The organism is Gordonia sp. NPDC003429, assembly GCF_053588575.1.
The window spans coordinates 23,916-34,790 of the sequence record NZ_JBSFQF010000024.1 but is presented as its reverse complement, the minus strand read 5'-3'; the positions used below and the strand labels follow the sequence as shown (position 1 = coordinate 34,790).

The 10,875-nt window shown below is 66.6% G+C and carries 8 protein-coding genes; 4 read left to right on the top strand and 4 right to left on the bottom strand.

All coding sequences use genetic code 11. The features are described 5' to 3' along the window. Positions 1–73: 73 nt before the first annotated feature. From ACWDSI_RS19275 to ACWDSI_RS19260, 4 genes are all read right to left on the bottom strand, one after another. Entirely contained in the window at positions 74–682 is a 609-nt protein-coding gene (locus ACWDSI_RS19275; protein WP_449757504.1) for an O-methyltransferase, read from the bottom strand. Between the two features lie 104 nt (positions 683–786). Continuing rightward, a complete protein-coding gene (locus ACWDSI_RS19270; RefSeq protein WP_449748624.1) occupies positions 787–1,059 on the bottom strand; it encodes a GlsB/YeaQ/YmgE family stress response membrane protein in 273 nt (90 codons plus the stop codon). 222 nt (positions 1,060–1,281) lie between these two features. Continuing rightward, the gene (locus ACWDSI_RS19265; protein WP_449748623.1) at positions 1,282–2,154 is read right to left on the bottom strand and encodes a formate/nitrite transporter family protein; all 873 of its coding nucleotides are present in this window, start codon (positions 2,152–2,154) and stop codon (positions 1,282–1,284) included. Between the two features lie 145 nt (positions 2,155–2,299). Further along, positions 2,300–3,346: an NAD(P)-dependent alcohol dehydrogenase gene (locus ACWDSI_RS19260; RefSeq protein ID WP_449748622.1), complete on the bottom strand. Its 1,047-nt coding sequence runs from the start codon at positions 3,344–3,346 to the stop codon at positions 2,300–2,302. Positions 3,347–3,424: 78 nt separating this feature from the next. Between ACWDSI_RS19260 and ACWDSI_RS19255 the strand changes: the two genes are divergently transcribed. Genes ACWDSI_RS19255 through ACWDSI_RS19240 form a run of 4 tightly spaced genes read left to right on the top strand, consistent with a single transcriptional unit; the run spans position 3,425 to position 10,843 of the window. Further along, positions 3,425–3,640 (top strand): hypothetical protein, encoded by a 216-nt coding sequence (locus tag ACWDSI_RS19255; RefSeq protein ID WP_449748621.1) that lies wholly within the window; start codon positions 3,425–3,427, stop codon positions 3,638–3,640. Between the two features lie 50 nt (positions 3,641–3,690). Next, positions 3,691–6,978, top strand: a complete 3,288-nt coding sequence (locus ACWDSI_RS19250; RefSeq protein ID WP_449757507.1) for an arabinosyltransferase domain-containing protein — start codon at positions 3,691–3,693, stop codon at positions 6,976–6,978. Between the two features lie 4 nt (positions 6,979–6,982). Next, complete coding sequence (locus ACWDSI_RS19245) at positions 6,983–10,321, top strand: arabinosyltransferase domain-containing protein (protein ID WP_449757506.1); 3,339 nt, start codon at positions 6,983–6,985, stop codon at positions 10,319–10,321. A 45-nt stretch (positions 10,322–10,366) separates the two neighbouring features. Further along, entirely contained in the window at positions 10,367–10,843 is a 477-nt protein-coding gene (locus tag ACWDSI_RS19240) for a glutathione peroxidase (RefSeq protein ID WP_449748619.1), read from the top strand. The last annotated feature ends 32 nt before the right edge of the window (positions 10,844–10,875 follow it).

Below are 10,875 nucleotides of genomic sequence, written 5' to 3'. Positions count from 1 at the left end.
ACGACCGCAAACACCCCTTCGTGTGGACGAAACCGGTCGAGGAGATTCTCAAGAAAGCTCAACCGAAAACCAACTAACGAAACGCGACACTAGGATTCCGGACGCGTTCCAAGTAGTCGGTGAGACCCGGACTTTCGGTGTTGTCAGCGAGGATCAGGGTGCCCGGGCGCAGCTTGGGTTCAAGAAGCCGGAGCACGGGTAGGTACATCTCTTTCCAGCCGTCCAGAAAGACGAAGCCGACGGTCTCGTCGACGGTGGACAACGTCTCGATGGCATCGCCGTCGAGGATGGTGATCAGATCGCCGAGACCCGCGTCGGCGAACGTTGCACCGGCGGTGGCGATCTTCTTGGCGTTGAGTTCGGTGGTGTAGACATGTCCGGTCCCGTTGTCGCGCAAGGCCGCTGCGAGATGGAGTGTCGAGATGCCGTAGGACATCCCGAATTCCACGACGATCTCGGGTCGCGAGCTGCGTACCAGCGAGTACATCAGGCGCCCTGCTGCGGGGCTCACGGCCATGTACCGCTCGGCGGCGGCGTCGGCGCGTTCGGCTGCCGACATGTGCGGATCTGCTCCGACGTGTCTTCCGGCTCGGCGTGGCGGACCGTCGGTGTGGGCGTGGGCCTTGTCGTAGAGGTCGGCGACGATGCCGGCGACGGGTTCGGTGCTGAGCGTGGAGTTCATGCGATCAACGGTATCCGCGGGTGCTGCAAGATCCCTGTGCAACGACTGTGGCCGGACAGTCGGAATCAGGTCCGGCCGTCCGGCCACGAATGAGCCGCTCGGGGTTACTGACGTACCGTGCGGCCCCTGATCGACAGGTAGGCGGCGATGAGTGCGATCGCCACCACGACGCCGACGATGAAGGGAATGACCTCCCAACCGCCGTTGCTGTTGCTGTAGCCGAACTGGTACGTGAGCCACGAGCCGAGCAACGAGCCGACGACACCGAGCACGATGGTCATGATGATGCCGATGTCCTGTTTGCCCGGCATGACGAGACGGGCCAGCGCGCCGATGATCAAGCCGACGACGATCGCGCTGATGATGGTTCCGATCACCCTGCAACTCCTCTGTTGTGGGGGCCCCGATCCTTGGCGGACGCATTCCACGGCTGCTTCATGGATGGACCGTCGACGAAAGCACTTCGCCGGGGGCCTAAAGCCACCGTAGGCTGCCGCCGTCGCGTCGCGTCCATCGCGGCGGGACCGTGACGCAACCGCAACGCGCGACAAGGGCGATGTGCGCGTCAGTGATCCCCGCCTTCGTCCTGGTGAATCGGATCAGTGGCGATGACGCCGCAGGTGCACGAGGTGGGTGTCGCGCTCGTCGTTGACCCACGCGTAGTAGAAGCCGATGAGCACACCGCCGCCGACCAGGTTTCCCAGCAGGACGATGCCCAGATTTCCCAGCGCGGCACCGACATTGATGCCGTCCTGCAGTCCCACGATCATGAACAGGACCGTGTTGGCCACCGAATGCTCGAAGTCGAGGAATGCGAACACGAACACCGCGGTGATCATCGTCATGCACTTGGCGATGTCCTCGGTGAGGTAGCCGTTGTACACGAGCAACATCGCGAGGTTGATCATGAAGTTGCAGAGGATCGCTCGGATGAACAGGTCGAGCCACCCGCTGAACCCGGCGTCGAGATATCCGGTCTTCACGGCCACGGAATGGTTCATCGCCTCCAACACCGGGCCGCGGATCAGCGTGGTTCCGCGAAGCAGGGCCGCGATCAGCAGGCCGCCGAGGATGTTGCCCAGATAGCAGAATCCCAGGATGCGAAGGACCAGCATCGGAGTCACGCGTCGGTAGTAGGTTCCCACCGAGACGATCATCATGTTCGACGTCAGGAGTTCGGACTTCGAGTAGTAGATGAACACCAGCGCCCAGCCGAACGCCAACGCCCCGATGAGCTTGCCCACCGCGTGAAGCTGCGCGGTGGTGCTGCCCATCGCGTCAAAGGCGCCGACGATCGTGTAGTTGATCACGTAGAAGATCGCGATGATGATGCCGGCCATCGCGGCGCGCTGGATGAATCGGCGTCGCAGATGGCCGGTCATCTTCTTCTTCGACTCGAGCACGTCGAGTGTGGTGCTGATGAAGAACTTGCCGGGGAACAGCTTGTTCACATCGAACTCGGGGCTGCTCATGGGTAAACGGTCCCACAGCCTCCGGTGCGGCGCGCGTTTGCCGGATCTCGGTCGAGCGTGCCCGGATCCGGTTGAGCGTGCCCGCATCCCCGTCGAGCGTGCCCACTTCCCCGTCGAGCGTGCCCGGATCCGGGTCGAGCGTGCCCTAGTTCAGCGTGGCGGCGTCGATCACGAAGCGGTAGCGCACGTCGCTGTCGACCACCCTGTCGTAGGCGGCGTTGATCTCGTCGGCGCTGATCTTCTCGATCTCGGCCCCGATCCCGTGTTCGGCGCAGAAGTCGAGCATGTCCTGGGTCGCGGGAATGCCGCCGACCATCGATCCCGCCAGTGAGCGTCGGTTACCCAGTAGCGAGAAGGCCTTGACCTGCAGCGGATGCTCGGGAACGCCGAGTTCGACGAGGGTGCCGTCGATCGCGAGCAGCGAGAGGTACTGGTCCAGATCGAGATTCACCGACACGGTGTTGATGATCAGGTCGAACTCGTTGCGCAGCGTCGTGAAGGTCTCCGGGTCACCGGTGGCGTAGTAGTGGTCGGCACCGAATCGTCGACCGTCGTCCTGCTTGCTCAGCGTCTGGCTGAGCACCGTCACCTCGGCGCCGAGCGCGTGGGCGATCTTGACCCCGATGTGTCCGAGTCCACCCATGCCGATGATCGCGACCTTCTTGCCCGGCCCGGCACGCCAATGGGTCAGCGGTGCGTACAGCGTGATTCCCGCGCAGAGCAGCGGCGCGGCAACGTCGAGGTCGATGCCGTCGGGGATCTTGAGTACGAAGTCCTCGGTGACGACGATCTTCTCCGAATAGCCGCCGTGGGTGAACTCGCCGTCGTAGGTCTTGGAGTTGTAGGTCTGCACGACGCCCGCGAAGCAGTACTGCTGGTCACCGTTCTTGCAGGCTTCGCATTCGCCGCAGGAGTCGACAAAGCAGCCCACGCCGACGCGGTCGCCGACCTTGTGCCGGGTGACCTCCGAACCGACGTCGGCGACGAGGCCTGCGATCTCGTGGCCGGGCACCACCGGGTAGGTGGTGTTTCCCCACTCGTTGCGGGCGGTGTGGATGTCGGAATGGCAGATGCCCGCGAACGCCACATCGATGAGCACGTCGCGGGGGCCCAGCTCGCGTCGCTCGACGGTGGTCTTCGACAGTGGCTGATCGGCGGCGGTCGCCTGGTATGCGTTGACGGTTGTCGTCACGTCATCCTCTCCATGGGTCCGAGGAGCCGCGCGACGATCTGTCGGGGACTCGGACCCACCGTTATCGAGTCTGCCGACATGGCCGCAGTCGTGCATGAGCCGTGCATTTCGGACATTCCGCCGTCGAAGGACCTTGTTCCGGGCACGCTCGACGCGGATCCGGGCACGCTCGACGCGGATCTGGGCACGCTCGGCGCGGATGTGGGCACGCTCGACGCGGATCTGGGCACGCTCGACGCGGATGTGGGCACGCTCGACGGTTGGGGTGGTTTGGGATCGTCACAGGGTCGCTGACTAGCATTCGCGAGGTGAGCAGATCGGCGGACGCGACCACCCCGGGGCCGGTGCCCCCTCGATCCGACGATCCGACCACCCGCGCACAGCGCCTCTCACCTCGAACGACGGCGCTCGTCGCGGTGGTCGCCGGCATCACCGCGATCGTCGCCGCGGTCCTCACCCCGTTCCTGCCCGTCGTCACCACCACGGCCACCGTCACGTGGCCGCAGGGACAGCAACTGTCGTCGAGCACCCCCGACATCACCGCCCCCCTCGTCGCGCAGATCCCCCAGAACCTCGACGTCACCATCCCCTGCGACGTGCTGCGTGAGCTGGACACCGACACGACAAGCACCGTTCTGGCCACCATGCCGTCGGGTGCCAAGCAGCAGCGCGAATCGGCGCTGATCGTCACCGCCGACGCCAACACCGTCACCGTCTCCGCGCGGGGCGACACCATCGCCAGTGCCCCGCGCTCCGATCTGTCGCGCTGCCAGGAACTGCACATCTGGTCGTCGGCCGCGCAGACCGGCGCCCGTTTCGTCGGCGCCGGCCCCGCCCAGATCGCCGAACCGGGTCATCGCCCGCAGGTGTCGGGGCTGTTCACCGACCTCTCCACCTCCCAGGTCGCGGCCGCGCAAGGGTTGCAGGTGCGCATCGTGGTCGACGACCGGTTCGACTCATCACCGTCGATCATCAAGTGGATCGTCATGGTGGTCGGCGTGCTCGCGGCGATAGTCGCGCTGGCGGCACTCGCCGCGCTGGACTACCTCTACGGCTATCACCGCCGCATCGGACGGGTGCGGTGGCTGGCCCTGCTAAGGCCCCGCGTCACCGATGTCGCCGTCACCGCGGTTCTGCTGGTGTGGCACTTCCTGGGCGCCGGATCACCCGACGACGGCTACATCCTCAACATGGGCCGCAACGCCGCCCGGGCCGGCTACCTGGCCGACTATTACCGCTACTACGGCATCCCCGAGGCGCCGTTCGACTGGTACTACGACTTCCTGGCGCACTGGTCGACGGTGTCGGCGACCGGTGTGTGGATGCGGATCCCGTCGCTGATCATCGGTCTGGTCAGCTGGTTCGTACTCAGCCGCGTGCTGTTGCCCCGACTCGGACGGTCGGTGCGCACGTCCTGCTGGGCGATGCTCACCGCCGCAGCCGTCTTCCTCGCCTTCTGGCTACCGATGGCCTCGGGTCTGCGCAGCGAAGGCGTCGTGGTGCTGGGCAGCCTGCTCACCTGGTGGGGTGTGGAGCAGGCCATCGCAACGCGCCGCATGCTGCCCGCCGCCGGTGCGGCGTTCGCCGCCGCGCTCACCCTCGCCACCGCACCCACCGGGGTCATCGCCATCGCGCTGCTCATCACCGGCGCCCGTCCGATGCTGCGCATCCTGGTGCGACGACGCCGCGAATCGGGCCTCGCCTCCCTGCTGGCGCCGCTGCTGGCGGCACCGGCCATCGTGCTCATCATCGTGTTCCGCGACCAGACCCTCGCGTCGGTGTTCGAGGCGATCCGGGTGCGCTACACGGTGGGGCCCACCCTCGGCTGGTATCAGGAGTTGCTGCGGTACTACTTCCTCGCGGTCACCACCCGTGACGGCGCCCTCACCCGCCGGGTGCCGGTGCTGCTGCTCGCGGTGTCACTGTTCGTCGTGCTGGCCATCATGTTGCGCCGCAAGCGAATCAGCGGTGTCGACAGCGGCCCGGTATGGCGGGTCACCGGTGCGGTGCTCATCACCATCGGCCTGCTCTCGCTGACACCCACCAAATGGACCATCCAGTTCGGCATCTGGGCCGGCTTGGCCGCAGCCCTCGCCGCGGTGGCCTGCGTCGGTATCGAGCAAGTGGCGCTTCGCAATACGCGCAATCTCTCGATCCTGGTGGCGGGACTGCTCGTCGCCTGTGCGGCCGCGGCAGCGGGCAAGAACGCCTGGCCGTGGTCATACGATTTCGGCATCTCCTGGTTCGACAAGGCCCCCGTGGTCGCGGGCGTCCAGGTGTCGTCGGTGCTGCTCGTCCTCGCCGCGATCGCGCTGGCCGTGGCGCTCTGGCAGCACCTGCGACTCGATTACGTCTCCGACACGGGCCTGCATCACGACGCGGGCAAACCGCCCAAGCGGTGGCGTATCGCCGTCGCGTCCTCGCCCATCGCGGTGATCGCGGTGATCGTGTTGATCGCCGAACTCGCCGTGTTTGCCAAAGCGGCCGCTGCACGAGCCGACACCTACTCTGTGTTCAAAGGCAACGTCAACGCCTTGACCGGTGGTTGCGGTATGGCCGATTACGTTCTGGCCGAAACGAATACCAACGACGGCACACTCGCCCCGGTGGGCGGCGCGAACATCTCGACCACGCTGGAGGGCAAATCGCGCGGATTCAGCCCGCAGGGTGTGGCCGCCGACCTGACGCCGAAGGCGGGATCGATGAAGCCGGGCACGCAGAACACCTCGGCGGATCTGTCGAAGACGTTCATCGTCTCCGGGGCGAGCCCCGGCACCACCGGTGGAACCGGCCCGAAGGGTGTCAACGGCAGCACCGCGGCGCTCCCGTTCGGGCTGAACCCGGAGACCACACCGGTGATGGGGAGCTACGGCGCCACCGACGGTCAGGCGTCGCTGACCACCGGCTGGTATCAACTGCCCGCCCGCGATGCCTCACCGCTGATCGTGATCACCGCGGCCGGCGCGATCGCCTCGACCGATCCCGACGGGGTGGCCACCTACGGGCAGTCGCTGCAGGTGGAGTTCGGTGTGCAGCGCGGCAACGACTTCGACGAGGTGGGTGCGCCGGTGATCCCGATCGACGCCGACAACGACGCCAACCGTCCGTGGCGCAACCTCCGCATCCCAATGGCCTGGGTGCCCCCGCGGGCCACCGCCATGCGCATCGTCGCCAAGGACAACAACCTCGACCCCGACCAGTGGCTGGCCATCACCCCGCCGCGCGCGCCCCGGCTCGAGACACTTCAGCGCATGGTGGGTTCGACGTCACCGGTGCTGGTCGACTTCGCGGTGGGCGCGGCCTTCCCGTGTCAGCACCCCATGACCGCGGCCAACGGGATCAACCAGATCCCGCAGTGGCGCATCCTGCCCGAACCGTCGATCGCCAACTCGCAGTCCAAGACGTGGATGGCGACGGTCAACGGTGGCCTGCTCACCACGGCGGAGGCGCTCACGTCACCGGCGACGGTGGCCACCTACCTCGACAACGACTGGTACCGGGACTGGGGGAGCCTGCAGCAACTGACACCGCTGGTGCCCGACGCGGTACCCGCAGCCGTGTCGACCGGCACGGTCACGCGGTGGGGTTGGGACAGGCCCGGAGCGATGCAGGTGGTGCCGCAAGGTGAGTGAGACGGTGGTGGACCAGAGCAAGCAACCCGAGCCGACGTCGACGACGGGCGGCACCGACCGGCGCATCCGGATCGCGAAACTCGTCGCAGTGGTCGCGGGACTGATCGGCATCGCACTCGCGGTGCTGACGCCGTTCCTGCCCGTCAACGTCACCAAGACCGAAGTGAACTGGCCGCAACAGAACTCGGTGGGCAGCGTCGCGGCGCCCAGCGTGTCGTTCGCGCCGGTATCGATGGACATCGTAGTGCCGTGCGCGCTCGGTGCAGACCTGCCGGCTGACGGCGGGGTGATCGTGTCGACGGTTCCGTGGAACGCGCCCGACGCGAACAAGGTGGGTCTCTTCGTCCGCGCCACGCGCGACTCGCTGCAGGTGACGCAACGAAACATCGTGCTGCTCAGCGCACCTCGCGCGCCGGCACAAGCGGCCCCGGACTGTCGGATCGTCATCCACGCCGACGGGCAGGGCGCGGCGGGCCGCTTCGAGAACCTCGCCGCCGGCGACAACACCCTTGAATCCTTCGACCTGCGCGATCCCACCGCCCGCCCGCAGATCATCGGCGTCTACTCCCAACTCCCCGCCGGCACCGCCACCGACGGACTGAGCTTCCGCGCCACCCTCGACACCCGGTTCGTCTCCACGCCGACCACACTGAAGTTCTGGGTGATGGTGATCGGCATCCTGATGACGGTCGCGTCGATGCTCGCCCTGGCGGTGCTCGACGCGCGCGACGGCCGCGGATTCCTGGCGCCGTTGCCGCGTCGGTGGTGGCGGCCGCGCTGGGTGGACGGGTTCGTCACCCTGATCCTGCTGATCTGGCTGTTCGTCGGCGGCAACACCGCCGACGACGGCTATCAGGTCACCGTCGGCCGGATCGCTCGCAACGCCGGATACCTCGACAACTACTACCGCTATTACGGTGTGCCGCAAGATCCCTTCGGATGGCACTACCAGTATCTGTCGCTGTGGATGGAGGTCAGCACCGCCACGCCGTGGCTGCGTCTGCTGCCGTTCCTCTACGCGATGGTCGGCTGGTGGCTCATCAGCCGGGTGGCGATTCCCCGGCTCGGCGAGGCGGTACGGCGCTCCACGTCGGCCACCTGGGCGGCGGCGCTGGTGTTCCTCGCGGTGTGGATGCCGTTCAACAACGGTCTGCGGGTGGAACCGATCATTGCCGTGGGCACGCTGCTGTCGTGGGTGCTGGTGGAACGGGCCATCGCCAGCGGCCGGTTCTTCCCACTCTCGGTGGCCGTGGTGGTGGCCGCATTCACGCTGACCATCCACCCGACCGGCGTGATCGCCGCCATCCCCCTGATCGCCGGAATCCGGCCGCTCCTCAAACGGCTGATGATCCGGCGACGCCGAGACGGTCTGTGGCCCATCCTGATACCGATCGGGGCCGCGGGCCTGGCGGTGTTGTACGAGATCTTCGCCGACCAGACCCCCGCCTCGATCATGGAGGCCATCAGGGTCAACTCGGCGGTCGGTCCCACCAACAAATGGTGGGAAGAGGGCATGCGCTACTACATGCTGATGAACCCCACGGCCGACGGCGGCATCGCGCGGCGATTCGGGGTACTCATCACCTTCGTCTGCCTGATTCTCGTGGTGGTGATGCTGCTGCACCGGCGGCGGCTGCCGGGCATCGCGTCGGCCCCCACCTGGCGGCTGGTGGCGACGGTCGCCGGTACCGCGGTGATGATGGCGTTCCTGCCCACCAAGTGGACACATCAGATGGGCGTGTACGCGTGCATCGCGGGTGCTCTGGCGGCGGTGGCCACGGCCTGCGTGGACCGATCGGTGATGCACCGGCGCCGCAACCGCACCCTGTTCGCCGCGGCGTGCTTCTACGTGCTGGCGCTCGCGTTCACCGGCCGCAACCAGTGGTGGTACGTGGGCAGTTACGGCATCCCGTGGGGCGATGCGGTGCCCGAGGTCCGCGGCATCCCGATCTGGTCGGTGCTTCTCGCGGTGGCGGTGGCGCTCACGCTGCTCGGGCTGTGGCAACACTTCCGCGACGACTACGTCTCCGAGGACGTGCGGCGTGGCGGCGGTGCGGCGCAGCGGCGTTCGTGGACGTCGGTCCTGCGGAGCCCGTCGATCATCGTGGTCTCGACCATCATGCTCGCGTTCACCTTGGTGTCCTTCGCCAAAGCCGATTGGACACAACGGCACTCATGGTCGTGGCTGAGTTCGAACGTGGATGCGCTGCGCGGACATCCGTGTGCGCTGGCCGACGCGGTACTGGTGGAGGCCGACCCCAACGTCGGTTTGCTGCGGCCGGCTGCGGTTGCCGGACAGAACAATCCGAGCCCGGGACAGGCGTTGGCCGGGCAGGGCATGACCGGATTCTCCCCGAACGGTGTGGGATCAGATCTGTCCGACGACGACACTGATTCACAGGAGACGGGCGGCTCGTCGTCGCCCGAGGTGGATCGCACCCAGAACGACCCCACCAAGGAGGACACCACCGGGTCGACGAGCCCGTCGTCGGACACCCAGGGCGGTACCACCGGGGTCACCGGGGTCAACGGATCGATGGTGAAGCTGCCCTTCGGTCTCTCGCCGCAGCAGACGCCTGTGCTCGGCACCTACGGATCACCCACCGGTACAGGCACACTCACCTCCGACTGGTATCAGCTTCCGGCTCGCTCGGCCGACGCCCCGCTCATCACCATGTCGGTGGCCGGGCAGGTCACCTACGTCGATGATCTCGCCGTGACACGCAGCGGCCAGCCGGTGCGTCTGCAGTTCGGCCGGGTGCAACCCGACGGTGCCGTGGTGCCGGCCGGAATGATGACACCGCTCGACATCGGAGGTGCCCCCGCGTGGCGTAACCTGCGCTTCCCGCTCGACAAGGCGCCGACCGGTGCCACCGTGGTGCGCGTGGTGGCCGAGGACACCTCCACCAACGCCGACCAGTGGCTGGCGGTGACGCCGCCGCGCGTCTCGAAGATGGTGACCCTCGACAGCCTCGTGGGTCGCGAGGCGCCGGTGATGATCGACTGGGAGGCCGGTCTGGCATTCCCGTGCCAGCGCCCCGCCGAGGTTCACAACGGTGTCCTCGAGACACCGCAGTGGCGAATCTCGCCGGACCGTGAGGGTGAACGCGTCAACTCGCAGCGCTGGATGGCCGGCGACGCCGGCGGTCCCTTGGGCATCGTCGACAACCTCGTGTCGCCGACGGTGCTGCCGTCGTACCTGCGCAATGACTGGGCCAAGGATTGGGGCATGCTGCAGAGCCTCACCCCGCTGGTGCCGCAGAAGACCGCGCAGCTGACCGTCACCACCGACGTGCACGGCGGGTTGTGGAATCCGGGACCGATCCGGGCCGTCAATTACTGATTACCCTTGTCTCAGAGGCCGAAACACGTGCCGGACAGGAGAAGCATGACATCCGCCTACGATTTCACCGCAACCGACATCGACGGCAACCCGGTGGACCTGAGTGTCTACAAGGGGCAGCCGTTGTTGATTGTCAACACGGCGTCGAAATGCGGATTCACACCGCAGTACACCGGACTCGAGGAACTCAGCCGCACCTACAAGGACAGCGGACTGGTGGTGCTCGGCTTCCCGTGCGACCAGTTCGCCCACCAGGAACCCGGTGACGAGGAGGAGATCAAGAACTTCTGCTCCCTCAACTACGACGTCACCTTCCCGATGTTCGCGAAGGTCGATGTCAACGGTGATGACGCGCATCCGCTGTTCAGGTGGCTGCGCGAACAGAAGTCCGGCGTCCTCGGCAACCGGGTCAAGTGGAACTTCACCAAGTTCCTCGTCGACCGGTCCGGGCAGGTGGTCGACCGGTTCGCGCCGACGGTCAAACCGGAGAAGCTGACCGACGACATCGAGAAGGTCCTCTGACGCTGCAGGACTGAGTCTGACGCTGCAGGCCT

Excerpts from the sequence above, each read along its gene's own strand:
- ACWDSI_RS19275 (WP_449757504.1), bottom strand. The coding sequence starts at position 682 with ATGAACTCCACGCTCAGCACCGAACCCGTCGCCGGCATCGTCGCCGAC.
- ACWDSI_RS19265 (WP_449748623.1), bottom strand. The coding sequence starts at position 2,154 with ATGAGCAGCCCCGAGTTCGATGTGAACAAGCTGTTCCCCGGCAAGTTC.
- ACWDSI_RS19255 (WP_449748621.1), top strand. The coding sequence starts at position 3,425 with ATGGCCGCAGTCGTGCATGAGCCGTGCATTTCGGACATTCCGCCGTCG.
- ACWDSI_RS19240 (WP_449748619.1), top strand. The coding sequence starts at position 10,367 with ATGACATCCGCCTACGATTTCACCGCAACCGACATCGACGGCAACCCG.